Source organism: Eggerthella timonensis (genome assembly GCF_900184265.1).
Taxonomy (GTDB): Bacteria; Actinomycetota; Coriobacteriia; order Coriobacteriales; family Eggerthellaceae; genus Eggerthella; species Eggerthella timonensis.
Genome location: NZ_FXXA01000002.1, coordinates 1,893,747 through 1,919,651 on the forward strand (window position 1 = coordinate 1,893,747; position 25,905 = coordinate 1,919,651).

At 65.3% G+C, this 25,905-nt stretch carries 14 protein-coding genes; 10 read left to right on the forward strand and 4 right to left on the reverse strand.

Annotated elements, in window-relative coordinates; translation table 11 throughout:
* Window positions 1–101 precede the first annotated feature (101 nt).
* The 7 genes from C1A15_RS07740 to C1A15_RS07770 all read left to right on the forward strand — a co-directional run bounded on the left by C1A15_RS07740 (window position 102) and on the right by C1A15_RS07770 (window position 21,524).
* Complete coding sequence (locus tag C1A15_RS07740; protein WP_180953033.1) at window positions 102–8,333, forward strand: leucine-rich repeat protein; 8,232 nt, start codon at window positions 102–104, stop codon at window positions 8,331–8,333.
* 26 nt (window positions 8,334–8,359) lie between these two features.
* Window positions 8,360–8,950 carry a hypothetical protein gene (locus tag C1A15_RS07745; RefSeq protein WP_101722025.1) on the forward strand — a complete coding sequence of 197 codons (591 nt, stop codon included), beginning with the start codon at window positions 8,360–8,362 and terminating at the stop codon, window positions 8,948–8,950.
* Window positions 8,951–9,057: 107 nt separating this feature from the next.
* A complete protein-coding gene (locus tag C1A15_RS07750; RefSeq protein ID WP_101722026.1) occupies window positions 9,058–9,693 on the forward strand; it encodes a hypothetical protein in 636 nt (211 codons plus the stop codon).
* Between the two features lie 40 nt (window positions 9,694–9,733).
* Window positions 9,734–10,345, forward strand: coding sequence for a hypothetical protein (locus C1A15_RS07755; protein ID WP_146001828.1), 612 nt, complete (start codon window positions 9,734–9,736; stop codon window positions 10,343–10,345).
* Window positions 10,346–10,369: 24 nt separating this feature from the next.
* Window positions 10,370–19,042, forward strand: coding sequence for an InlB B-repeat-containing protein (locus C1A15_RS07760; protein WP_146001829.1), 8,673 nt, complete (start codon window positions 10,370–10,372; stop codon window positions 19,040–19,042).
* Window positions 19,043–19,053: 11 nt separating this feature from the next.
* Window positions 19,054–19,746 carry a hypothetical protein gene (locus C1A15_RS07765; protein WP_146001830.1) on the forward strand — a complete coding sequence of 231 codons (693 nt, stop codon included), beginning with the start codon at window positions 19,054–19,056 and terminating at the stop codon, window positions 19,744–19,746.
* Entirely contained in the window at window positions 19,746–21,524 is a 1,779-nt protein-coding gene (locus tag C1A15_RS07770; protein WP_101722030.1) for a hypothetical protein, read from the forward strand. The genes C1A15_RS07765 and C1A15_RS07770 overlap by 1 nt, the downstream gene beginning before the upstream one ends.
* A gap of 90 nt (window positions 21,525–21,614) precedes the next feature.
* Here the strand turns inward: C1A15_RS07770 and C1A15_RS07775 are convergent, their stop codons facing one another.
* Window positions 21,615–21,842: a hypothetical protein gene (locus C1A15_RS07775; RefSeq protein ID WP_101722031.1), complete on the reverse strand. Its 228-nt coding sequence runs from the start codon at window positions 21,840–21,842 to the stop codon at window positions 21,615–21,617.
* A 178-nt stretch (window positions 21,843–22,020) separates the two neighbouring features.
* Between C1A15_RS07775 and C1A15_RS16825 the strand changes: the two genes are divergently transcribed.
* A complete protein-coding gene (locus tag C1A15_RS16825) occupies window positions 22,021–22,410 on the forward strand; it encodes a hypothetical protein (RefSeq protein ID WP_146001831.1) in 390 nt (129 codons plus the stop codon).
* Here C1A15_RS16825 and C1A15_RS07780 read toward each other — a convergent pair.
* Complete coding sequence (locus C1A15_RS07780; RefSeq protein WP_146001832.1) at window positions 22,355–22,597, reverse strand: helix-turn-helix domain-containing protein; 243 nt, start codon at window positions 22,595–22,597, stop codon at window positions 22,355–22,357. The genes C1A15_RS16825 and C1A15_RS07780 overlap by 56 nt on opposite strands.
* Window positions 22,598–22,942: 345 nt before the next feature.
* On the opposite strand from C1A15_RS07780, the gene C1A15_RS07785 reads away from it, so the two are divergent.
* On the forward strand, window positions 22,943–23,362 hold the full coding sequence (locus tag C1A15_RS07785) for a hypothetical protein (RefSeq protein WP_101722033.1): 420 nt from the start codon (window positions 22,943–22,945) through the stop codon (window positions 23,360–23,362).
* A 482-nt stretch (window positions 23,363–23,844) separates the two neighbouring features.
* Window positions 23,845–24,240 (forward strand): fluoride efflux transporter CrcB, encoded by a 396-nt coding sequence (crcB, locus tag C1A15_RS07790; protein ID WP_101722034.1) that lies wholly within the window; start codon window positions 23,845–23,847, stop codon window positions 24,238–24,240.
* Window positions 24,241–24,267: 27 nt separating this feature from the next.
* On the opposite strand, the gene C1A15_RS07795 is transcribed toward crcB, so the two are convergent.
* Window positions 24,268–25,479: a putative ABC transporter permease gene (locus tag C1A15_RS07795; protein WP_101722035.1), complete on the reverse strand. Its 1,212-nt coding sequence runs from the start codon at window positions 25,477–25,479 to the stop codon at window positions 24,268–24,270.
* A 73-nt stretch (window positions 25,480–25,552) separates the two neighbouring features.
* Window positions 25,553–25,816: a hypothetical protein gene (locus C1A15_RS07800; RefSeq protein ID WP_180953034.1), complete on the reverse strand. Its 264-nt coding sequence runs from the start codon at window positions 25,814–25,816 to the stop codon at window positions 25,553–25,555.
* Window positions 25,817–25,905 lie beyond the last annotated feature (89 nt).

The following is a 25,905-nucleotide window of genomic DNA, read 5'->3' on the forward strand; positions in this document are numbered from 1 at the left end:
AGCCATTGCCGGCCGAACCGTCATCGGAGGAACCGACGCGCGAGGGAGAAGGCGCGACGCCGCCCGCACGGGAGAACGGCGCGCAGCTCTCCGAGGAGGTCGTGCTCGGAAAGAAGACGGGCTCTGGAGCGAAAGAGGGCGGAACGAGCGAAGAGGAGCAGGCATCGAGCCAGATCAAGGGCGATGTCGAGCTGTCGGAGGAGAACGCGCAAGCGAAGATCGGCATTATCGTGCATGACGGACTGACATACGAGGTGCAGCCCGATGGCGCCACCGTGGCGCTGACGGGCTTCGATGCAGCGCCCCTTCGGGGCGATTTCGTCGTGCCCTCGTCCGTTTCGAGCGGATCGGATCGCTTCGCCGTGACGGCCATCGCCGAGCGCGCGTTCGACGGCTGCGTCGAACTCGTGTCGATATCGCTGCCCGCTACGGTTGAGCGCGTCGCCGAAAACGCGTTCAACGAATGCGACTCGCTCGTGTCCATCCAGGTAAGCAAGAAGAACGAGCGGTTCAGCTCGCATGACGGCATGCTGTTCGACAAGGAGGGCGCCGCCCTTCTGCGCTGCCCTCGCGGCAAGCAGGGGGCAGCGGTACTGCCCGCGAGCGCACGCGAAGTCTCGCCCGACGCGTTCTCGGGCTGTGCGAGCCTGGGCTCCGTGCAGGTTGCCGAAGGAAACGAAGCGTACGCCGCGATCAACGGGACGCTGTACACGGCCGATCGCTCGACTGTGGTGTTCTTCCCGGCTGGTGCCGGCGACGCGGCGCTCATCGTAGAGGAGGCCCACGCGATCGCATCCGGCGCGTTCGCCGGATGCGCGCTGACGTCCATCACCGCGCTCGGCTTCGTGCGCGACATCGCGGCCGACGCCTTCGACGCGGAGGCGCGCGCCGGCGCCGTCGTGGCGCTGCCCGCCGGCGAGGACTACGAAGCCCGCAAGGCCGTGTGGGTGGCGGCTGGGTTCTCGAGCTTCAAGGAGCCTGCGAAGCCGGGCGACGTGTCCGTCCCCGAACCGTCCGAGCCCGAGGCCCCGCAGGCCTCCGGTCTCACGTACGAGGTGCTCGGCGACTACACGCTGGCAGTTTCGTGGCAGGGCGCCGAAGGGCCGGAAGGCGTCCTCGAGATCCCCGCGACCGCCGAGGTGGGCGGCGTGTCCTACCGCGTCTCCGCCATCTCCGACGCCGCGTTCGCCGGCCGTTCGGGCCTGACCGGCGTTACGCTCCCCGCGAGCGTGACCGCCGTCGGCGAGCGAGCCTTCGAGGCGACCGGCATCACGGAAGCCTGGCTCCCTGCCTCCGTCGCGACGGTCGGCGACCGCGCCTTCGCGGCGTGCGCCTCGCTCGAGCGCGTCGTCGCGCTCGGCACCCCCTGGGTCGCGGACAGCGCGCTCGCCGAGTGCTCCGGGGTGTCGGTCTACGCCCCGTCGGGCTCCGACAACCTCTGGAACGTCGGCCTCCCGGCCGCCGGCAACCACCTCCTGCCTTACGGAGTCGACCTGCCCGAAGAGCCGCTGCAGCTGGAAGTCGGCCAATCCGCTGACCTCATCGGAGGCGGCCGGCTCGACGCCCCCGATCCCGTCGAGGTCTCCTACGCCTATGCCGCCAAGCCGCTGTCCGTCGACCCCGACGGCACGGCAACCGGCAAAGCCGAAGGCTCCTCCGAGGTCGCAGTAACGCTGACCCTCGACGGCGTCGAGCTCGCCTGTGCCACCCGCGCGGTGGAGGTTGCGGCGTCCTCTCTGGCTCCTGATGCTGATGCAGAATACGGAGAAGGGCCTTCGAACGAGCAGATCGTTACCGATGCCCAATTGGCTTCGGTCGAATCTCCGGCGTTTTTGATCGAAGATTTCGATCCGCTCTTTCAGTCTTTCGAGACTGGCGAGCTCGTTGACGATCATGGCATGATCAATCGCGTATCCCTGCTTGCAACGGGTGAAAGTTTCGAGCAGAAAGTGGCATCAGGGCAAACGCTCAAATTTACAATATTGGCCGAAGCCGAAGAACAAGGAGTAGGTCAGGTTTCGGTGTCGAAAAGTAGCGATGCCTCGCGCGATCCGCGAGGGTCCCTCGTCATTCCAGCGACAGTCCAGCACGACGGGTCGACCTACCAGGTTTCGGCCGTCGCCGATAATGGCTTCTCGACTGCGTTCTATCTGAACTCAGTGTCGTTCGAAACGGGAAGCACGTTGTCGAAGCTCGGCACCAGCAGCTTCAACAATTGCCGATCGCTGGCTCAGGTTGATCTGCCTGAATCGGTCGCAACCGTTGGGGATTCGGCGTTCACGAATTGCACGAGTTTAACCAGCATCGATTTGTCGTCAGCGGTTTCGATCGGGAAGGAATGCTTTCTAACTTGCACGATGCTCTCTTCGGTGACGTTCGGTGCCGGCTTGACGAGCTTGCCGGAGTTTCTTTTCTCGAATTGCGGCTCGCTTTCCTCCGTTTTCGTAGAAGGAAGCGTGAGCGGTTTCGGGAGAGGAGCGTTCGATCTCGTTCCAACTCGCAACGTCGTCGTCTACGCCTCGGATTCCCAAGGCGTTGCAGCTTGGCTTTCCGCATCTGACGAGGCGGGGTATTCGTTTAAGGACGTGCAGGTCTTAGGGGGGCAGTGTTCGGTTTCGTTCCACTCCCAAGGCGGTACGCCTGAATCGTTCGTGCAGACGGTAGCGCAGGGAACGCCTGCAGTGCAGCCCGTTTCGCCCGTAAGGGAAGGCTACGGTCTTTCGGGATGGTTGACTTCAGATGGTGCTCGCTGGGATTTCTCGCTTCCGGTGGAAAGCGATGTCGATTTGTACGCTCAATGGACGGAGGACGGAACCGACGGAACGTTCGTTTATAAAATGCGGCCTGATGGCGAGAGCCTCTCCGTGGCTGCGATCAGCCCTTCTTCGCTGACCGGCCATGTTTCCATCCCGTCGGAGTATCGTCTTGGAGACTCCTCGTATCCGGTGGTCGAGGTTGCGCCCTTTGCGTTGTATCGCTCCCAAGCGGAATCAGTGGTTATTCCTAACTCCATTGTAGAGATCGGCAATCAAGCTGTTACGGAGTGCCCGCAGCTGAAATCGGTGACGTTTCAAGAGGGGAGCAGACTGCGCATCGTCAAAACATCGGCTTTCTCCAAGTGCGTTGCGCTTACGGCTATCGATATACCTGATAGTGTGGAAATTCTTGAGACGAGCACGTTCCATGGCTGCATGAAGCTTGAGAGGGTCAAGCTGCCGTCGTCCATCCGCTCGATCGAACCCTTCTTGTTCTACGATTGCCGAAGTCTCGTTTCGGTCGACATTCCGCAGTCCGTAGCGAGCGTAGGAGGGCACGCTTTCCAGAACTGTCTCATGCTGGAATCCGTGGTTCTTCCTGAATCGGTCACCGAGATCAGGGATTACACGTTCCTTTCGAATCGATCTTTGAGGTCTTTCGATATGTCCTCAATTGCGTCGATTGGCGACTGGGCGTTCTACGATTGTCGTACGTTTGATACGGTGAGCCTACCCGCTGTGCGATCCATTGGCGTCAAGGGTTTTCAGGCTTGTTCGAAGCTGCGTTTCGTCCACATGCCTTTCGTTGAGAGCTTGGGCTCGGAGTCTTTTGCAAATTGCGGCTCGCTTGTGGATGTGGGTATTCCGTCCTCAACGACATATATCGGTCAGAAAGCCTTCGCTAATTGCACCGGCTTGACTTCGGTGAGTTTGCCGTCGAACACGACGACGCTTGACCAGACATTCTTCGCCTGCCCGAAGCTTTCGCATGTGATGGCGTACAGCTCGATGTCTCAAGTAGCTGGCCAGGTTGAAACGGCATTCGAGAAAAGCGTGAGGGAGGCTGCGACCGTATACCTTCCAGCAGTTGGCGATGACGGCGACGATTACGAGACGATGAAGACCGCCTGGATGGGGTATGGCTTCGCGAATGTTGCACCTGCGCAAGGCACGCTGCCCACTACGGATGGCGCCGATAACGCCCGTTGGTCGCTCGACGCCGACGGCACGCTGCGCATCGAATGCACGCAGCCCGGCGCGGTAATCCAGGATTTGGGGTGGAAGATAGGCGGGGACGCTACGGGCAAGTACTGGGATCCCGTTCGCGGGTTCGTCAAGCGCGTGAGCGTCGATCCGGGCGTGGATGCGGTGAGCATGGTCAAATGGTTCGTGAAGATGACCAACCTCGAGGCGGTTGACAGCCTGACCATTCCCCCCAGCACTACAAGCGTGAGCGCGCTGTTCTCCGAATGCTACTCCCTGAGGGAGTTGCCGAGCGGGTTCACCATGCCCGACACGGTGCAGACGTGCAGCCATATGTTCCAATACTGCTCTTCGCTTGCCGAGCTGCCCGACACTTTCAGGATTTCGAACAATATCTACGACAACCTCAACGGTTTCAGCGTGATGTTCCAAGGATGCTCGTCGCTCAAGCGTCTCCCGGAGGGTTTCGAGATTCCCGAGAACACGCAGGTGAACAGCTTCTCGGGCATGTTCCAGTACTGCTCGTCGCTCGAGGGCCTTCCGCAGGGTTTCAAACTGCGAAGCAAGCTGGACAATGCACAGCTCTACAACACGTTCGACGGGTGCTCGTCGCTGCGCAGCCTGCCCGACGGCTTCAGCCTTCCCGAAGGCGCCAAGCAGATGCACAACCTGTTCAACGGCTGCTCGTCTTTGGAGGCCTTGCCCGACGATTTCAGGCTGCCCGCATCGACCGAGACTGCCATGGAGATGTTCCAGGGCTGCTCGTCGCTCAAGCGCCTGCCCGACGGATTCAAGATGCCCGCATCTATCCTGAACTGCGCCGAGATGTTCAACGGCTGCTCGTCGCTGGAGACCTTGTCCGACGGGTTCACGACCAATTCGACGCTGCACTGCTTCAACATGTTCGAAGGCTGCTCCTCCTTGACGGCGCTCCCTGACGGCTTCACCATATCCCCAAAGGCTAGCAGCACAAGCTACATGTTCAGTGGATGCTCCTCGTTGGCCTCGTTGCCGAGCGGGTTCTCGATACCCGACTCGGTGACATCTGCCGAGGGCATGTTCTTGGAATGCGTCTCGCTGACCGCGCTCCCGGACGCGTTCGCCTTCCCGGCGAACGCCCCGGTCGATCCTGAGCTGAAGGTGTTCTACTGCGCTCCGACCGTCGACGGAGGGCGTGTGCCGCTGCGCTACGCGGGAAGTGACGCCGCCATCCTCTCCTACGACTGGGAGAGCCAGAACCGCACGCTTGTCACAAGCGATGCCGACATGGGCGAGTGGGGCATGCGCCAGGTGAAATACCAGGTGCAGAGCCCCGACGAGGCCGCGGGCTTCCCGTGGGAGACGCGCACGACGGCATGGACGGACAAGCGGGGCATCCTCGCCGACCCCGGCAACCTGCAGCTGGAGGGCTACACGTTCAGCGGCTGGTGCGCCGACGAGGCGTGCCTGGTTCCGTTCGATTTCTCGAAGCCGGTGCCCGAAGGCGTGACCGAGCTGTACGGCAAGTGGATCATCGCGGGCGGAATCGACGAGCGCCTACCGCTCGAAACGGGAACGAAGGGCGATGTGTGGTGGCGCGTCGCCGCCGACGGCACGCTGTCGATAGAAGGTGCCGGCCAGGTGGCGGATCTGCAAATAGGAGCTGCCACCTGCACGAAGGGCTACTGGGGGCCGTACCGCAAGCAGGTTAAGAAGATCGAGATGGGCGCAGGCGTCCGTGCTCGCGATATGGAAGCCTGGTTCGCGCAGATGCCGAATCTCACGGATATCTCCGATTTCGCGATCCCCGAAGGAACGGAGAACGTGCAGGACCTGTTCCAGACGTGCACTTCGCTCGCGCGCCTGCCCGAGGGCTTCCATATGCCCGACAGCATGATAATGGCGACGGGCATATTCGCCGAATGCACGAGCCTCGAGACGCTGCCCGAAAGCTTCGTGCTCACTCCCAACCTCGTATACGCGAACTGGATGTTCAACAACTGCCGTGCCTTGCGGTCGCTTCCCCACGGCTTCACGCTGCCGAAGGTCACGAGCCGCTTCAATTTCATGTTCCAGAACTGCACGTCGCTGACCTCGCTTCCGGAGGGCTTCGGGTTCGGAGAGCCTGCGAACGTCGTGAACGTCGAGTTCATGTTCAACGGCTGCACGAAGCTGACGTACATCCCCGCGTCGTTCAAGACGACGGGCCTCACCGCTGCGGCGAAGGCGACGATGGGAAGCTCGTTCAAGGTGCCGGGAAGCGTCCCGCTCGAAACGCATTACGCGGGAAACCTCGCGGATTTCCAGGGCCCGGATGCAAACTACTGGTCCAGCCAGAACAGAAAGATCGTCTCCTCGGTTCCGTCCGGTACGGCGTACGTCAACCTGATGGTGCCCAGCAAGGACACGGGCGCCTATGAGCTGTGGATGCGGCAGCCTGCAGAGGTGGGCGCTACGCTGGCCGAGCCGAATGCGTTCGTGCGCGAAGGCAGTACTTTCACGGGTTGGTACGTCGACGACAAGCTGACCGAGCCGTACGACTTCGCGACGGGCACGGTGCCCGTCGAGGGCCTCACGTTGTACGCGCGCTATCAAGCGAACAGCGGGACGCTGCCCACGACCGACAGCGGGCAGAACGCCTCGTGGTCGTTCGAGGACGGCACGCTCACCGTCAAATGCGACGTTCCGGAGGCGGAGATCGCCGATCTGGGACTTTTGAAGAACGATGCCGAACCCGGTTACTGGAACTTCTTACGCGGCGAAGTGACGGCCGTCGTCGTGGACGCGTCGGTGAAGACAGCGAACATGGACGGCTGGTTCAGGAACATGCCGAGCCTGACCGACATCTCGCGTGCGACCGTTCCTGCGGGAACGAAGTCCGCGCAACAGCTGTTCGACGGCTGCTCGAAGCTGGCGGTCGTCCCGGCTGGCTTTACGTTGCCCGAAGGGCTCGAGAACGTGGTGCAGATGTTCAGGAATTGCACGAGCATCGAAGCGCTTCCCGCCGGGTTCGCTCTGCCTGCAGGGGTGCTCAATGCGTCGGGATTCCTCGCGTATGCCCCGTTAACCGCGTTGCCTGCGGGTTTCACCATCCCTGAAGGCACGACCGACGCATCGTGGATGTTCACCGGCTGCAAGAACCTCGCGACGTTACCCGACGGGTTCAGCCTTCCTGGGTCGGTGAGGACTGCTGCGCATATGTTCTCGGAATGCGGGTTGACGTCGCTTCCTTCGAGCTTCTTGCTGCAATACGGGTTGGAGGATGCAAGCTACCTGTTCTTCTCGAACAAGAAGCTTGAGACGTTGCCGGCGGGCTTCAAGGTTCCCGCGAGCGTCTTGGACGCGCAGGAGATGTTCAACAGGTGCGAGAGCCTCGCGCTGCTTCCCGAAGGCTTCACGTTCGAGGGCAGCGTCACGAAGACGTGCTGGACGTTCTCCGAATGCTCGTCGCTGCGCGCGCTGCCGGAAGGCTTCGCTTTGCCGACGTCGTCTTCCACCATCAAATCGATGTTCGCCAAATGCTCGAGCTTGCAATACCTTCCGGCAAGCTTCGACCTGTCAACGCTTGTTCCGGAGCTGCGGACGGATGCGAGTTTGTTCGACCTGTTCTATCCGGGATCCGCTCCTTTGACAACGGTTTATTACGACGGATCCGACCTGTCGAAGCTCGCTCCCGAGGGAGTTGACGCGACGGCGTACTGGAACGACAAGTATCGCCGCACGCTCGTGAACGACGCATCCGCTCTCGATCCGGGTGTGCTGCTCGTCGAGTTCAAGGCCAAGGCGGAAGGAGAAAACGCTTGGACGACGCAGCGGACGCTCGTAAGCGATGCCGAAGGCAAGGTAACCGAGTTGCCGGCGGACGCCCGCTATGGCTATCGGTTCGGCGGATGGTGCACGGACGAGGCTTGCCGAATCCCGGCTCTGTTCTCGGAATCGCTGGTTTCGCTTGACGGGGACGGGGATGGTGTGGTGACGCTCTACGGCTCCTACACGCTGCGCCTCAGCGCGGACGTTCCACTGGCGGCGAAGGTGACCGTCGGGGCGTCGGGCGACGTGGTCGCGGCGGGTTTCGATATGGTTTCGAACACGCCGAAGCCGCTCGTGATCAGGCAGGTCGTCAGCGAGAAAGCAGGCGGCGCATCGAAGCTGATCCCGCGTGCGGGCGACCTTGAGAAGGTGCGAATTGGCATTGCGCTCGGCGACAAAACCACGAGCCTTCCCGTGAGCGGGAGCAGCGCCTACGTCGGCTTCTTGGACGCCGCCTCGCCGGGAAGGCCAACCGTGCTGGGAGGCTCGATCGGACTTGAGCTCAACGGCGCGCAGATCGACTACCAGCCCGGCGACGACATCACGTCGCTCGCGAAACTGACGTGGACGATAGAAGCAGCATAAAAGGACAAGGAAAGGGAAAGCAACCGATGATGGACCAAAGAGAGCACGAAAACGACAACGCACGGCCGACCGCCCGCGAGAGTGACGCGCGGACGTCGAGCCGCGCCGCCTCGCAAGGTGGGTCGCGCACGAAGCGCATCGCGATCATCGCCGGAGTTGTGGTCGTGCTCGTGGCCGCGGCTTTCGGCGTGTGGTGGTTCGCGGGCAGCGGGGACGACTTCTTCGACCTCAACGCCCAAGAAGGCCAGGCGCCCTACAAGACGCCCGAGGAGATGCAGGCGGAACTCGACCGTATCGTCGAGGAGGGGATGTTCAACATCTCCATCGCCAGCGTCATCCAGTTCGACGAGGGCACGCAGCCCGGCAAGGCCTACATCGAGAACGTGCCCGGCAACCGCTACCTCATGCAGGTGACCATCGCGCTCGACGACGGGGGAGAGACCGTCTACGAGACGAAGGCCATCAAGCCCGGCCAGTACATAGAGGAGATCACGCTGACGAAGGATCTCGACCAAGGCACATACCCCGCCACCGCCACGTTCACGGCGTTCGACCAGGAGTCCCGCGAAGAAGTGGGCAAGGCCGCCGCCAAAGTGACGTTGAACGTGATGGGGTGATGCATAGATGAACGCTCTTGATATGCGGGATCGAGGTGGTTGATGGGCAGATGACCTCGAGAAACCTAGGGACAAGAATAATGGCTACGACAAAAGGAGGAACAGCCATGAAGAGAAAGATGTTTGCAGCACTGGCCCTTTCGGCCACGCTGGCGATGGGAGCCGCCCCCGCGTTCGCGGCAGAGCCTGCGGATACGGGCGCTACCGACGCTGGTGGATTTACCGGGAATGCAGCGACAACGACGGTGAGCATTAAGACCGATGCGAGCCAGATCAGCGCCGAAATTCCTATGAAGGTGCAGATCGTTGCGAATGCTGCTGGTGGTGCCATTACGTCGCCGACGGCTGACGCATACAAGATCACTAACAAGTCTTCTTTCGACATCTACGTGACGAAGATCTCGGGTGCTGCTGTGGATGCCTCGAAATGGACTTTGGAGAACGCGATCAACGATATCAACAACACGCCAAAGGGTTCTATTGGCGATATCGCGCTTGGCGTCAAGAAGGATGGCGCTGATGACGCGACGAAGGTTGTCGTTGGCAGCGAGCAGAAGATCACTGGCGATACGATGAAGATGACGTCGGCTCCGGCCGCCGATGCAGGCACCACCACTCATATTCTCGGTCTGGATGTCTCCGGCACGACCACGAAGGTGAAGTCCGTTTCGGATACGGCCACCGAGGCTGTGAAGATCACCTACACCATCTCGGCCCAGCCTGAAAAAGCCCCGGTCGTCTAAAGAACCAAAGCCCACTCAAGATTAAGGACCTACGATAACCATGCAGACTCCCGACCGTAACACCAACAGCACCATCCCGCAGCGCGACCGCGTTTCTGCGCCTCAGCGTAGAAACGCTGGTCGGGAGTCTGCCACCGCTGTGCACCAGCCCGCCGGCAAGCCGAAGAGCTTCTACGTGGCCGTCATCGTGGCCATCCTCGCCTTGCTGGCAGCGCTGGCGCTGGCGTTCGCCCTGTTCTCGAACAACGGCGCCGGGCGCGACCCGAACGCCGCGGTGGGCCAGCTCGAAGGCAAGACGCCCGAGGAGATACAGGCCGAGCTCGACCGCATCGTCGAGGAGGGCATGTTCAACATCTCCATCGCCTCCACGGTGCAGCTCGAGGACGGCGCCTCCGAGGCCGAGCTGCGCATCGAGAACGTGCCGAACAACCCCTATCTCATGAAGGTGGAGCTCAACCGCGACGACACGGGCGAGACCGTCTACACGTCGGGGATGATCGAGCCGAACCATCACATCCAGAAGGCGAAGCTGGACGTCGACCTGGACGCGGGCGAGTACCCGTGCACGGCCGTGTTCTATGCGTACGACAAGCAAAGCGAGGAGCTGGTGGGGCAAGCTGCCGCCAAGCTCACCGTGCTCGTTCAGAATTAGGAAGAAGGAAGCGAAATGCATGCTATGAGAAGGCACGCTCACAACTTCTTGGCGGCACTGCTGTGCATGTGCCTGCTGATATCGTACACACCGCTTCCTGCTTCCGCCGCCGAAGGGGACTACTCTCCGTCGGTGTCGGACGAGCTGGGCGGGGCGACCTCTATCGGCGACGGAAAAGCGCAGATGAGCACCACGGTCAGCGTGCTCACCATCCCCGCGCTCGCCATCACGAGCCAAACCGAGGACTATGCTGCCAAGATCGACGAGATCAAGGCCGACGCCGACAAGTACGACCTCAAGGTCGCGGTAACGGGCCAAGAGCCGTTCACCTACGCCTGGTCGCGCGACGACGGCCTCTCGATCAGCGAGAACAGTGCCACATACCCGCTGTCGCAGCACACCGACACGCTCCAGGACGGCAAGACCTACGTCTACACGGTCGTCGTCAAGGACAAGTCGGGCGAAGAGGTGTCCGCCTCCATCAAGGTGACCGTCTCCAGCGCGTACGCCGAGAAGACGTTCAAAGATGACGAGAAGGGCATCTCAGTCACGGCGAGCGCCCACTACGACGCCCAGCTGTCCACGGGCATCGTGGCGAACGGCACCGAAACGTTCTCCGCGTTGCAGCAGGCCGCTTCCGAAAAGTCTTCCGGCGCCTCTATCTCGGGCGCTTGGACGGTGGAGCTCGGAACCACCGACCCGGGTCCTGAGCCGTTCGTCGGCAAGGCGTCCGTGACGCTGCCGGCAGCGGACATCCCCGAGGGAGCCGAGATCTTCGTCGTGGGGCTCGACGGCACGGGCAAGACGACCATCTACCAGCCCACCGTCGCAGACGGTAAAGCCACGTTCGACACGTCCGCTCTCGGCGCGTTCGCCGTGGCGTACAAGGTTCCCGAGAAGCCCACGTATACTATCACGCCGTCCGTCGAGGGCATCGGCGGCAAGATCGATCCGTTCGAGTCCGTCGAAGTGTCCGAGGGCGATTCCGCCACGTTCACGTTCCGCCCCGACGACACCTACGTCGTCGACACGGTGAAAATCGACGGCAACCCGGTCGATGCGAGCGAGATCGTCGGGAACTCCTACAAGTTCGAGAACGTCGTCAAGAGCCAATCCATTTCCGTTTCGTTCAAGAAGGTCGAGCCCAAGCCGACGCAGCACACGGTGTCGGCGAGCGTCGTGAGCGGCAAGGGCACGGTGAAAGTGGAGGACAGCGCGTCCGGCGCTACCGCGCAGGCGCAGGTTCAGGAAGGCAGCCCGGCCGTCGTCTCGTTCCTGCCCGACAACGGATGGATCGTGGATACCGTCACCATGAAGGTGGGCGACGGCGAAGCGACGACCGTCCAGCCCACCAGCCTGAACGAGCTTTCGATCTCCGCGGTGACGGGGCCGACCGAGGTGACCGTCTCCTACAAGTCCGGCAGCCAGCCGCCTGTGCAGATGCACACGGTGACGGCCACGGCGGGAGAGGGCGGCACCATCCAACCGGGCAGCGCCGAGGTTCCTCATGGCAGCTCCACGTCCTTCGTCGTGAAGGCCGACCCGGGCTATCAGCTGAAGACGCTCACCATCGACGGCGATGACGCGATGGACAAGCTCGACGGCACGACGCTCAAAGTGCCCAACGTCATCAAGGACAGCGCGGTCCATGCGACCTTCGAGCTGGTTCCCGCTGCAAACCACACGGTGGAGGCGAGCGTTGCCGGCGACGGCGGCGCCATCTCGCCGGCTGGCGAGCAGACGGTCGCCGCGGGCTCGTCGCTCACGTTCTACGTGCATCCCGACGAGGGCTACGTCCTCGAATCGCTCATGCTCTCGGAGAACGGCGGCGCCGCCCAGAACGTTGCCGACCGCGTGATCGGCGGCGTGTTCGTTCTGGACAACATCCGCGCCGATACCGTGCTGACGGCTTCCTTCGAAGATTCGGGCATCGTGGTGCCCGACGACACGTTCTACGCCATCAACGCTTCGGCCGGCGACGGCGGAGCCATATCGCCTGCGGGGTCCGTGCGCGTGAAGGCGGGCGGCAGCCAGACGTTCCACTTCCTGTCCGATGCGGGCTACAAGCTCTCGAAGGTGGAAGTGGACGGCCAGCCGGTCGCCGTGTCGGGGCTGTCCTACACGATGCAGGGCGTCGCGGCCAACGCGACCATCAAGGCGACGTTCGAGCTCGTCGGCGATGGCCCGCAGCCGGACGTTCCCACGACGCACGATATCAAGGCCACGTCCGGAGCCGGCGGCACGGTGTCGCCGTCCGGAATCCAGAAGGTGCTGCACGGCGGCTCCATGAGCTTCGCGTTCATTCCGTACGCAGGCTACGAAGTCGACGAGGTGCACGTGAACGGCGTGCCGCTCGACGACGAGGCCGTGGCGAAGGGCGTCCATCGCTTCGACAACGTGGTCGACGAGGGGAACACGATCCACGCCACCTTCAAGGCGAAGGCCGCCGAGCCGGCCGAGCCCGACTACTACAACCTGACGGTCGAGACGGGCGCCGACGGCACCGCTGCGCCCTCCGGCACGACGCGCGTCGCGGCCGGCGCCAAGCAGACGGTGTACGCGTATCCCAACCCGGGCTTCGTGGTGGACAAGGTGACGGTGACGCAGGACGGTGCAGTCACCACGCCGGAGATGGCCGACGGCACCTCGTTCGAGCTGACGATGACGGCCGACACGCAGGTGATGGTGACGTTCAAGGCCGGCCAGACGCCCAGCGTCGACAAGGTCACGCTCACCTCGTCGGCCTCCGCGGGCGGCTCCATTTCGCCCTTGGGCGCGGTCGAGGTCGCCAAGGGCGGATCGCTGACCTACACGGTGGCGGCCGAGGAGGGCTACGTCCTCGACAAGGTCACCGTCGACGGCAAGGAGCTCGCGGCCGAGAACGGCGGCTACACGGTGTCCCACGCGACCGAGGACATGCAAGTGCGCGCCGAGTTCAAGGCCGAGCCGACGGCTCCCGAGGAGCCGACGTACCACACCGTCTCCGCCACGGCGGGCGAGGGCGGTACCATCTCGCCGGCCGGCGCGGTGCGCGTCGCGGCGGGCAAGGCCCAGACGTTCTACTTCTATCCCGACAGCCAGCACGAGCTCGAAGGCGTGTACGTCGACGGCAAGAAGGTCGAGCCGACCACGGCGAACTCCTACACGTTCGCGTCGGTTGACGCGGACGCCTCCATCGAGGCCCGTTTCAGCGAGATCGGCGGCGGCGAGCAGCCTCCGATGCCGATCACCTACACGGTGACGGCCAGCGCGTCCACGGGCGGCACGGTGTCTCCCGCGGGCGTCACGCGCGTGGCCGAGGGCGGCGATTTGCTGCTCACGTTCACGCCCGACGAGGGCTACTATCTGAAGAGCGTGCTCGTGGGCGAGACCGAGTCGATCGACAAGGTTGCCGACGGCACGCTGCGCTTCTCGGGCGTGGTGGCCGACCATGCGGTGCGCGCCGTGTTCGAGCGCGTGCCTGCGCCGACGCCCGATCCCGACGTGACCGAGCGCCACACGGTGACGGCGAGCGTCGCGGGCAACGTCGGCGGCACGATCTCGCCGAGCGGTCCGACCGTCGTGGCCGAGGGCTCGTCCCAGACGTTCTACTTCGCGCCCGAAGCGGGCAAGCAGGTCGCGTCCGTCACGGTGGACGGCACGAAGTTCGACTGGTCGGGCCTGTCCTACACGCTGACCGACATCTCGAAGGACACGACCCTCGAAGTCGCGTTCGCCGACGTGCCCGACGGAGGCAAGGACCCCGTCAAGCCGGAGACGCGCACGGTGACGGCTTCGGTGAACGGAACGGGCGGCACCGTCTCGCCTTCTGGCGACACGACGGTCGCGCTCAACGGCTCGCTCACCCTGACGTTCACGCCGGAGCCGGATTACCGTCTGGCATCCGTGAAGGTGGGCGACGACGAGAACGCGCTGAGCCGCGTCTCGGCCAACGGCACGCTGCGCCTCGACCGCATCGCGGAGGACACGACGGTGGAGGCTGCGTTCGAGCCGAAGGCCGACGAGGGCCCCAGCGGCGACGACTACCGCACGGTCAACGTGTCGGCGGGCGGGGGCGGCACCATCTCGCCTGCGGGCGACGTGCGCGTGGCGTGCGGTGCCGACCAAACGTTCACCATCGTGCCCGACGAGGGCAAGCATCTGGCTTCGCTTGAGCTGGACGGCGACGACGTGACGACTGCGGTGCAGAACGGCGCTTACGTTTTGGCCGGCGGGCAGGGCGACTGCACGCTGCGCGCCGAGTTCGCCGACGGCGAACCCGATTCTGGCGACCCCCAGCCTCCTGTGCGAACCTACACGGTGAAGGCGTTCGGCTCCACGGGCGGCACCGTGTCGCCCTCCGGCGTCACGACGGTTGCCGCCAACGAGAAGCTCACGCTCACGTTCACGCCCGATGCCGGCTATCAGCTGGGCGAGGTGAAGGTGAACGACAGCCCGGTCACGGTCGAGAACGGCGTGTACGTCCTGGACGTGACCGATAACATGGAAGTGTATGCGACGTTCGACCCGCAGCCGGTCGATCCGCAGCCGGCCTACCGTACGGTGACGGCCTCGGTCGAGGGCGGCAACGGCTCGGTGTCCCCGGCCGGCGCGACGCGCGTGAAGGCCGGCGCGAGCCAGACCTTCCTGTTCACGCCCGCCGACGGCTACGTGCTGGATCGGGTGACGGTCGACGGCCAGCCGGTCGCGACCGACGGGTACACCTACACGCTCGTCAATGTGCAGCAGGATGCCGAGGTCAAGGTCTCGTTCCGTCAGCAGAACCCGGACGTCGACCCCGATCCGGTGGTTCCCGAGCCCGTCAACGTCACGACGACGGCCGGCGCGGGCGGCAGCGTGTCGCCTCTGGGAACCTTCCAGGCGGCGAAGGGCACCTCCCCGCTGATCACCATCACGCCCGAGGCCGGCTACCAGCTGAAGAGCGTGCTCGTCAACGGCGAGGACAAGAAAACGTCCGTGACGGACGGCGCGCTGCGCCTGGCCCCGCTGACCGCCGACGTGACGGTTGCGGTGGAGTTCGAGCGCACGACGGCTCCCGAGCCCGCGCCGGCCGATCCGGTGATCACGTCCACGGCGGGCGATCACGGCTCCATCTCGCCCGCGGGCCAGCTGCGCGTCAAGAGCGGCGCGTCCCAGACGTTCTCGCTCATCCCCGAGGCCGGCTACGCGGTGGACACCGTCTCCGTCGACGACGGCGCGCCGTTCGCGTTCTCCGGCTCCACCTACACGCTGTTCAACGTCGTGCACGACACGAAGGTGCACGTGACGTTCAAGGAAGAGCAGGGCGCGCCGGCGCCGGATACGTTCACGGTGTCCGCAAGCGCCACGGCGGGCGGCGAGATCGTCCCCGATGGGGATACTGCGGTCGTCAAGGGCGGGGCGCTGTCGCTGTCCTTCGCGCCGTACGACGGCTACAAGCTGTACCGCGTGACGGTGGATGCCGGCAAAGATGGCGGCAAAGATCTTTCGCCCGAAGAGATGGCGAAGGGCTACTACCGCTTCGCCAACGTGACACAGGATCACGCCGTTCGCGCGTACTTCGCGCCTGCGGGCACCGATCCGGTCGACCCCGAGGATCCCGACAAGCCCACGGGCTACGCGGTGATCAAGGCGTCGGTGGACGGTCAGGGCGGCTCCATCGACCCGGTCGGCGAGGTGAAGGTGACGTTGGGCGACGACAAAACCTTCAGGTTCGTGCCGAACGAGGGCTTCGAACTCGATCAGGTGCTGGTGGACGGCGAGCCGGTGAACGTGACCGGCCTCACGTACACGTTCCAGAACGTGCGCGCGGCCGCCAGCATCGTGGCGTCGTTCAAGCAGGCCGAGACCCCCGTGCCCACGGTGTACTCCATCGAGGCGTCGGCCAGTTCGGGCGGCCGCATCGACCCGTCCGGAACCGTGTGGGTCGACGAAGGCGGTTCGAAGTCGTTCGCCGTCGAGCCCGACGAGGGCTTCGAGCTGGCGTACCTGCTGATCGACGACGCGCGCGTCGAAGCTTCCGCAGTGTCGAACGGCACCTACACGTTCGCGAACGTGCAGAAGAACCATACGATCAAGGCGGTGTTCGAGCCCGTCGGCACCGAGCCGATCGAGCCGGCGTACACCGTGGTGCACGCGCTCTCGAACGGGAACGGCACCATCTCGCCGGGCGGCGACGTCCGCGTGATCAAGGGCGCGGGCTGCACGTTCGTCATGCTGCCGGATGAAGGCTACAAGCTCCAGGACGTCACGGTCGACGACACGAGCGTCATGGGCCGCGTGCAGGACGGCTACCGCCTGGTCCTCGACGGCATCGACGCCGAGACGACGGTGACGGCCACCTTCGCGCCGCTCGAGGGCGACGTCCCGCCGGTTCTGCCCACGATGCACACGGTGCACGCTTCCAGCACCGCGGGCGGCAGCATCTCGCCGCGCAACGTCAAGGTGGTCGAGGGCGATGATGTCTCCTTCATGGTGACGCCCGATGCGAACTACCAGGTGGCGAAGCTCATCGTGGACGACGTCGACGTGCCGGCCAGCCAGGTCGTGAACGGCGTGTTCACCCTGAAGGGCGTGCATGCGGACAGCTCCGTGCGCGCCGTGTTCGAACCCGTCCCGGACGGCCCCGCCCCTGAGGAGCCCCCGTACGCGAACGTCGATGTCCAAGTGAAGGTCAAGGTCACCGCCGAGTCGACCACGAACGGCGGCGGCATGGTGCAGCCCGACTTCATCTCGGTGCCGCGCGGTGCGCAGAACCTGCCGTTCTACGTGTATCCCGAGGCGGGCTACACGCTGGAGATGGTCAGCGTCAACGACGCCCCGGTGGACTTCTATCCCGTGACGGCCCCCGCGCTGCTGTCGCTGGCCAGCCGCGCGTCGGTGTTCGCCGCAAGCGCGCCCGCTCCGGCCAGCGCCTACCAGTTCATGGTGAACGAGGCCAACGAGGACCTCTCCATCGAGGTGCTCTTCCGCGAGCTGGCCGCCGACGAGCAGCAGCCCGAGCCGGTGACGCTGCACCGCATCGAGGCGAGGGCCTCGGTGGGCGGCATGATCGCCCCGGACGGCACCTCCTACGTGCACGACGGGGGCCAAGCCACGTTCGGCGTGCGCCCCGATGCCGGCTTCAAGCTCTCGTCGCTCAAGGTGAAGGAGGGCGCCGTCGAGCGCGAGGCCAAGAACGAGGTGGCGAACGGCTTGCTCGTGCTGCCCGACGTGCGCGGCGACGTGTCGATCAGCGCCACGTTCGAGCCGCAAGGCCCGGTCGAGCCCACGTACGTGACCGTGCATACCTCGGCCGGCCAGAACGGCAAGATATCCCCGTCGGGCGACGTGCGCGTCGCCAAGGTCGGAAGCCAGGAGTTCTGGTTCATCCCCGATTCGGGCTACACGCTGGACGAGGTGTTCGTGGACGGGAACAAGCAGACGATGACGGGCTTCTCCCTCAAGCTGGAAAACCTCCAGGCCGACACCGTGCTGCGCGCGACGTTCAAGCCCGTCGGCGGAGGGGATCCGACGGTCCCGACGTTCCATGACGTCAGCATCGTCTCGGACGCGAACGGCTCCGTCTCTCCGAGCGGCATCGTGCAGGTCGAGGACGGCAAGTCCCTCTCCCTGCTGCTCACGCCCAATGCGGGCTACGAGGTGTCCAGCGTGAAGGTGGACGGCGTGAAAGCGCCCAAGAGCGAATGGGAAAGCGGCACCTTCGTGCTGTCGGACGTGACCGGTGAAAGGCGCGTGGAAGTGGCGTTCTCGAAGATTCCGACCCCGGTGCCGGGCAAGGTGAGCGTCACGGCCGAGGCGGGCCCGAACGGCTCCATCGACCCGAACGGCACCTTCGAGGTGACCGAGGGCTCGACCATCGACTTCACGCTGCTTCCCGACGAGGGCTACGTGGTCGACAGGGTGCTGGTGAACGGCGTCGAGACGTCGTTCGCGGGCACGTCGTTCAAGCTGTTCAACGTGAGCGAGGCCACGACGGTGCGCGTCGAGTTCAGGGAGCAGGGCGGCGAGCCGCCGATCGTCACCCACACCATCACCGCGACGGCGGGGCTGCACGGCTCCATCGTCCCGTCGGGCGCGCAGACCGTGGTGCATGGCGACGACCAGCTGTTCGACTTCCAGCCTGACGAAGGCTACGTGGTGGACGCGGTCGAGGTCGACGGCGCGCGCGTCGCCGATCCGCAAACGAGCTACCTGTTCAAGGAGGTCGCGGGCGATCACGCCATCCACGTGACGTTCCGCGCCGAGGGCAGCGATCCTGTGCCCGACAAGCCCGACTACTTCACCATCACGGCAAGCGTCGCCGGCGGCCATGGCCGCATCTCGCCTGAGGGCGCCATTCCGGTCGAGCGCGGCAAGGCGCGCACGTTCCAGTTCCTGCCCGATGCGGGGTACCGGGTCAGCGCGCTGTCCATCGACGGCGACGAGCAGCCGTTCAACGGCACGGGCTACCGCTTCGTGGACGTGCAGGCGAACCACGCCATCGAGGTGACGTTCTCACCCGTGACGGCCCCGGCGCCCGTCACCCCCATCGACACGGTGTCGCGCGCGGCGCAGAAGGCCGTCGGGTTCGTGAAGACGGGCGACGCGAACGGCGCGTTGGCGGTGAGCTTCGTGGTGCTGGCGGCCGTCGCCGGAGTCGCGGCGCTGACCGCGCGGCGCCGTACGGAAGCGCTCAACGCACCGCGCACGCGCGGCGGGCGAGGCGGCCGCCGATGAGAAGCGCGCGCATGAGGACGGGCAGGTTCGCTGCGGGGGTAGGAGCCCTCGCAGCGTGCGCGGTGGCGCTTGCATGCTGGGGCGCCGCCGGTGCCCAGGCATCGGCGCCCGACCCGGGGCCCGTCGCCTCGGGGGATGCGGCAGGCGCGGCGCAAGGATACGCCGCGCCTGCGGATCCGGGAGTAGAGGGCGCATCGGGATCAGGCGAGATGGATCTCGCATCGTCCGGCGGCGCGGCTTCGGATGAGGCCGCGCCGCTTTCCGCGTCCCAAGACTCCGAGGCGGCCGACGGCGAAGGCGGCCTTGCTGCGTCGGGGGACGGGGCCGAGCCCGACGGCGAGGGCGAAGCGGACGGGACCGCAGGCGAGCCCGCAGCAGACCCTGCCGAAGGCGTCGAGGAGCCTGCGGCGAAAGTGGCCGTGGGACCGTGGTTCGCGCGCTTCGACGCCGGCGCCGTCGACCGCGCGCAGGCGGCTGCGGCCGACGCCTTCGCCCAGGGAGCCTCCCTGCGGGCGGGGCTCTCCGCCAGCTTGCTCGCCGCCGTGGGGACCATGTGCGCCGCGGCCGGGGCGGCCTGCCTCATCGTGGCGCGCACGTGCCTGCAAGGCGCTTCGGCGATATCGCGGGACGCGCGTGCGAGGAAGCCGGCGTATGCGACGATGCCCGAAAGAAGACCGGTAGTGACGAGACGTAAGGAAGTTTGATGGTAGAACCCGAACGCACCCCCGTTTTGACCCTCGACGAGCTGCTGGGTCTGTCCGACGACGGCGCCGGGCGAGGCCCGGACGCGGGCGGGGAGCGTGCAGAAGAAGATCCCGAAGACGTTCTGCGGCAGCTGTTCGGAGGCGGGAGGCCCGCGGAGGCCGTCGAGACTCGCGCGCCCGAACCCGAGCCCGCTCCGCATGCGACGCCGGCCGCCACCCTCGCATCGCTCTTCGGTGTGGAAGAGGCTCCCGAGACCGAACCCTCTGTCGCCGACGATGCTCCCGCCTTCGACCTGTTCGCCGCGTTCGGAGCGCCGGCGGAGGAGCAGGCGGAAGCCTCGTCGGGCGCGCGGAGGGCCCCCGAGCCTCCCGCTCCCGAGCCTGCCGCGTCGTTCGACCTGGCCAGCGCTTTGGGCGTCGAGCCGTCCAGCGACGGCCGGGTCGAGGTTGGGGAACCTGCCCGGGAAGAGCCGCGGCCCGTGCGCGGACGGTTCGCCAACCTCGGCTCCCGCCCGCCGAAGCCCGAGCCGGTCGCCGCGTCGCGTCCCCAGCCGGCCGCGGCGCCGAAACCCGAGCCTGCCGCCGCCTCGAGAACCGAGCCGGATGCGCGGAAGCCCGAGCCGGAGACCGTGCCGAAGCCCGCGCCGGTCGCGCAAGCCGAGCCGAAGCGGGCCGCGGCGGCGAAGCCCGCGCCTACGGCCGCGTCGAAGGCTGCTTCCCAGGTGCCGGCCAAGCATCCCGCGCTCGCGGGAAAGCCCGTCGCGCGGACGCAGACCGAAGGGGCGGCCCGGGTCGCCGAGCCCGTGCCGATCGGGAAAGCCCCGCGGGAGGCCCGTCCCGCGCCCGCCAGCCGATCCGCGGACGCTGCGGCGCGCGGCGAGGCCGAGCGCGCACAAGAAGCTCCGAGCGAGCCTCGACAGGCGACTGGCGAGCCGATGCGGGACGCGTCCGCCGTGCGGGCCGAATTCGATCGGAAGGTGGCGCGCAAGCGCCTGCCGGCGAGCGTCGTCGGCGCCGCTGCGCAGCCTGAGCCGGCAAGCCGCCCCGAGCGGGAGGCCGGGTCTTCGCAGCCTGCTCGCGCAGCCGCCGACGAGTCCCCTTCCGCTTCGAAGGAGCCCGCCGCTCCCGCCGCGCCGAAACCCGCGTCCGCCGCGTCGACGCCCCGACCCTCCGCGCGCGGCTCCGAGCCGACGAAGGCCCCGGTGCCTGAGACGAAGGCTGCCAAGCCGGTTACGCTTCCATCGCGTCAGGCCTCGCAAGCTGCGGGGCAGCGCGAAGGGCTCGAGGCCGGCAAGGACGAGGGCCGCTCCCGCAAGCTCGTGTTCGCGGGCGTCGCGCTGACGGCCGTCGCTGCGCTCGCAGGAGCCCTTGCGCTTGCGGTCGCCCTCGACGGCGGATCCGCCGCAACGCGCGGCGAGTCGACGCCGCTCGCCGCATTAGCCGTAGGCCCCGACCAGGCGTCGGCAGGCACGGTCGAGTACCGCTACAAGGTGAAGGGTGCCGGCGACGGGGAGGGGAAGGCCGTCGAGCGCGCCACGTTCGGCGACGACGGCTTCCTCGTCCGCAGCGAGATCAAGGTGGAGTTCCCGGATGCCGACCAAGCCCTCTCGTTCCTCGAGGAGGCTCGGTCGGCGTTCGGGGATGCGCTGGTGGAGGGTTCGGTCGAGGGCTCGGCAGCCGTGTTCACGGTGGACGCGCAGGGCGAGCCCGTCGATCGTCCCACGTACACCCAGCTTTTGCGCCGCGACACCGTCGACTGCGAGATGGTCGAACGGTAGCGGCTCGGCCCGCTTTCTCCCGGAAAACGACTGCGGCCCGGTGCGCATGAGGAGCGCACCGGGCCGCAGGGGAGGGAAGAGCAAGCGAGGCTACTGCGCGGCGCTCGCCTTCACGACGCGCTCGGCGGCTTCGCGCAGCGCGTTGTACACCTCAGGCGCCAGCATGACGCAAGAGATCTGGTTGTCGGAGACAAGCATCTTCACCTTGTCGCTCTTGATGCTGCGGACGAATTCCGCTTCCTTCGACTTCCCCAAGTCGTCGGACGTGATCAGCAGGTTGGACAGGTTGTCCAAACTGGGCAGGTTCTCGTTTGCCATGAAAGCTCCTTTTCCTTGTATACATGTGACGCTGAAAAGCGATTATAGGCGAGGCGCAAGCATATCCGGATGCGCTTTGAGAAATGATGAATATATTCCACATTATGCGGATAATCTGCTAAGATGCATAGCGTACGAAGTCCAGGCAACGAGGAATAAAAGGGGAAGAGACGAGGCTATGGCCAGGACGAGCAGGGAACAGGTTCGAGCTGTGCGCTACAACGTGCTCGTGTACATCGAGCGGCGCAAGCGCAACGGCAGAAAAAGCGTGAGCGTGTCGTATCGAGAGATGGAGCGGGCGTTAGGGTATTCGTCGGCGCGCGTGCGCTGGGCCTGCAGGCATCTTGTGGACGAGGGATTGCTGGAAAGCTCGTCATGCTTCGACGAGGACGGCGGGCAGCGGGCGAACGCCTACGCGCTCACTCGTCAGGGACGCGAGTTCGTCAAGGGGTACAGAAGGGCTATCGAGCTCGCTCGCGAGCGCAACGAAGCGCAGGGGCCGGTCGTTTCCGCTAGTTCCCCTGCGAATCCTGATCGTCAACGCCTGCAAGCAGCTCCGAAAGCGTGATGCCGAAGCCGTCCGCGATGTCGACCAGCTTGTCGAACGTGGCGTTGTACTTGCCCGTCTCGATCCCGGCCAGATAGCCGCGATCCATGCCGATCATGAGCGCGAACTGCTTCCGGTTGATCTGATGCTCGTACCGCAGCTGCCTGACGCGGCTGCCGAGCCGTTTTCTTTTCGCGATTGCATTCATAGCGATCATCATATGGGAGTCCCGGAAACCCAAGATGGATATATCCCCCATCTTTGGAGAATATGTTCCACATCTGTATAAGACTCGTTGGTTGGCGAGCGTTTTGCCGCGCCTTCGAGGCGTCGCAGTCGCGCAGAGCCCCCCTCCTGCGCTTCAAAATGCGGTTGAATCGCTCGCCGGAGGCGGGGGCTCGCCGTGCGTCGCGCTACACTTTCAGCTGCGCGGAGCGTTCCGCGCAGCGCGCAGGGGTGCGCGCTTCGAGCGGTGGGAGGCCTGCCGCGCTCTTGCTCCCGTAGATCGGGACGGCGCGGCAGGCTTCGCATCATCAACAGAGAGGGGTCGACCGTGTCCGGTTCCCAGAAAGCGTTGAAAGTCATCTCCATCATTCTCGTCGTTTGGGCGATCGTCGTCATCCTGCTGGGCGCGTTCATGGCGGCGGGGTCGGCGGTGCCCGGCATGTCGGCTCAGTCCATTGACATGAACGGCAGCACTATGGACATGGCGAGCGCCGCGCTCGCCTTCGGCGTCGGCACCGTCGTCGGCGGCGTCGTCAACCTGATCATCGGTTTCTTGGGCCTGCGCGGCGCCAAGAATCCGCACAAGATCGGGCTGTTCTTCGCGCTGTGCGTCATCGGCCTCGTGCTGGGCGTCGTGAGCGTCGTCATGAGCGTCATGCAGGGCGCGTTCCAGTGGACGTCGCTCGTGAGCTTGGCGATCATCGCGGTGTGCACGTTCCTGGCAGCGAAGATCAGGAAGCAGGCGTGAGAGACTTCTGAAACCGCGTCCCGCCGTACGGCGTCAAGGCTCCTCGGGTTCGAAAGGGCCGGGGAGCCGTTTCTTTTCCCCGCTCCTGGCAGAGATCGCACGATATGAACGAGAATAGACACGGCTAACTTTTCGTGACCTGGGGTTTCCCGATTCCGCTTCGCGAATCGGCTCTCAAAATCGTTCATATCGTGCAATCTCTGCCAAGGCTTCGCCGCGTCCTGCGAGGCAGGACGGCCGGGCGGCGTCGCGAAAGACGTGCGGCGAAAGGCTCTGTCCCGCGAGGCAGGAGGGCCGGGCAGCGTGCGGCAAAAGGCCCCGTCCCGCGAGGCGCGGCGTTCGACGATCCCCACGGGAGCCCCCGTCCTCTGCGTCCTGCTCCTCTCCCCGCGCCGTCCTCGCGTCCGCATCCTCCCGCGCCCCGCTCGCCTGGAGTATACTGATGCCCTCATGACGTGGGAGGGCGAGCGAAGGAGCGGGCGATGTTGGCGGTGCTGTGCGTGGGGATGGGCGGTTTCATCGGGTCGGTAGGGCGCTATCTTTTGGGCCTCGTGCCGGTCGAGGGCGATTTCCCGCTCATGACGTTCATCATCAACTTCGCGGGTGCGGTGCTCATCGGCGCGGTGTTCGAGGCCGCCACGGCGTGGCCGGGCATGTCGGACAACGCGGTGCTGTTCCTCAAGACGGGCGTGTGCGGCGGATTCACCACGTTCTCGGCGTTCTCGCTCGAAACTCTCACGCTGCTCGAGCGCGGCAAGTACGCCACGGGCGCGCTGTACGCCTGCGGCAGCGTCGTCGTGTGCCTCATCGGCGTCGCGCTCGGGCGCCTGGCGGTACGGGGCGTGCGCGCGGCGCTCACGGGCGGGGCGGAGGCGTAAGGAGCCTCGCCCGCCGGCGCGTGAGCGCTAGTTCGCGCGGGTTGCGTTGCTCGGGTCGATCGACATGCTTTGGAACCGTTCTTCCATGTACTGGTTGTCGAAGTGCCGGTCGAAGAACTCGCCGACAGCCGTTTCGGGCCGGTTGCCCGCCTCGCGCTGGTACCAGCAGTCGAGCGCGAGCAGCGTCATGGCGCCGTCGACGATCATGAGCACGGCGCACACGGTGGTCACCGCGTAGCGCCAGTTCCAGGGGATGAGGTTCACCAGCTTGAGCATCCACGGCAGCAAGAGCTTGATCCATACCACGCCGAGCACGCCCCACATGGCCATGAACATGCCGTTCGTGCGCCCGTCGATGGACAGGAACGTGCCCGAGTAGTCCCAGGCCACGATGCCGAAGGCGAACTGCATGAACCAGCTGGTGAGGTACTCGAACGCCCCGCCGATGACCGCGCTCACGAGGAAGATGAGGATGACGTTCTTGTCGTGGAAGCGGTTGAGCGCCACGGTCATGAGCACGGCGCCGAAGCCGTAGATGGGCGAGAACGGCCCGAACAGAAGCCCGGCGCGATCCTGATAGTGCCCCGGGTTCACCACGAGGAAGTGGTACACCGTCTCGAGCATGAGCCCCAGCACGCAGCACACGACGAAGATCCAGAACAGGTTGAAGAAGTTGAGCGCGATGAAGCCCTTGCCGGTCTCGTCGCGGCCGAGCGTGCCGTCTTCGGCAGCCTCGCGCGTCTCCATGTCGCGCAGCTTGCGCTGCAGCTCGCGCTCGTCGGCCAGCGACGGGTCCACGTAGCTCGACAGGGCGATGAGCACGACGAGCACCACGCCGTAGGGGATGAGGTCGGGCGTGAGGCCCGCCAGCATCATGTCGCACAGGATGACGAGGATGAGGATCACGATCATGACCTCGGCGATCTGCGCCGTGCGTCGGCGCTTGTCGCGCAACAGGCGGATGCCGAGGATGACGAACATGGTGGAAAGCGCCGTCATGAGCACGACGTCGGCGATGAAGATGACGAGCGTGGCCGTGGACATCTCGCCGGCGATCATGCCCTGCTGCAGGGCGAAGACCATCCCGACGATGAGCAGCGCGAGCACCGGCACGATGGCCGCGCCGCTGACGATGCACAGGATGCCGAACACTTTCAGCGGAAGGGGGATCTTGCGGCGGGACGCGGGCGTGCCCTCGTCGAGGTCGAGGCCGTTCTCGACGCGGTCGTGCTTGCTCATGCGATGCTCTCCTCGTAGGCTCTTCGTCAATTGCACACCAGTATACCGGAAGCGGGCGCGCGTTCGGCGGCGACTACGACGAAGGGTTCCCGTCGGGCGCGATCTCCTCGACGAACCAGCGCGGGCCTTCGTAGAAGAGGTACTTCTCGTGGCCGTTCACCGACACGAGGTAGCGGATGCCCGTGCCGCCCACGCGCTGCGATGCGCGCCGAATGGCCTCATGCACGCGGTCGATGGCGAAGGTGCGGCCGTCGCGCCACACGATGGCGAGCGGCGTCAGGCGCCCGTCCACGTCGATGCGCGCCGTCACTTCCACGTATGTCTTCCGAAAAGCCATGACCGCAGGAAACCATGCGGGAGCGCCGCGCGCCAGAGCCCGCTCCGAGTTGTAGCGCAAGGGATGGCGGCGCGTTAGGGAAGGGGCGC

Bases quoted from the DNA above. Each gene is read 5' to 3' on its own strand.
- C1A15_RS07775 (WP_101722031.1), bottom strand. From the start codon at position 21,842: ATGGCAAACGAGAACCTGCCCAGTTTGGACAACCTGTCCAACCTGCTG.
- C1A15_RS07795 (WP_101722035.1), bottom strand. From the start codon at position 25,479: ATGAGCAAGCACGACCGCGTCGAGAACGGCCTCGACCTCGACGAGGGC.
- C1A15_RS07765 (WP_146001830.1), top strand. From the start codon at position 19,054: ATGAGGACGGGCAGGTTCGCTGCGGGGGTAGGAGCCCTCGCAGCGTGC.
- C1A15_RS07780 (WP_146001832.1), bottom strand. From the start codon at position 22,597: ATGAATGCAATCGCGAAAAGAAAACGGCTCGGCAGCCGCGTCAGGCAG.
- C1A15_RS07745 (WP_101722025.1), top strand. From the start codon at position 8,360: ATGATGGACCAAAGAGAGCACGAAAACGACAACGCACGGCCGACCGCC.
- C1A15_RS07770 (WP_101722030.1), top strand. From the start codon at position 19,746: ATGGTAGAACCCGAACGCACCCCCGTTTTGACCCTCGACGAGCTGCTG.
- C1A15_RS07800 (WP_180953034.1), bottom strand. From the start codon at position 25,816: ATGGCTTTTCGGAAGACATACGTGGAAGTGACGGCGCGCATCGACGTG.
- C1A15_RS07755 (WP_146001828.1), top strand. From the start codon at position 9,734: ATGCAGACTCCCGACCGTAACACCAACAGCACCATCCCGCAGCGCGAC.
- crcB (WP_101722034.1), top strand. From the start codon at position 23,845: ATGTTGGCGGTGCTGTGCGTGGGGATGGGCGGTTTCATCGGGTCGGTA.
- C1A15_RS07760 (WP_146001829.1), top strand. From the start codon at position 10,370: ATGAGAAGGCACGCTCACAACTTCTTGGCGGCACTGCTGTGCATGTGC.
- C1A15_RS16825 (WP_146001831.1), top strand. From the start codon at position 22,021: ATGGCCAGGACGAGCAGGGAACAGGTTCGAGCTGTGCGCTACAACGTG.
- C1A15_RS07750 (WP_101722026.1), top strand. From the start codon at position 9,058: ATGAAGAGAAAGATGTTTGCAGCACTGGCCCTTTCGGCCACGCTGGCG.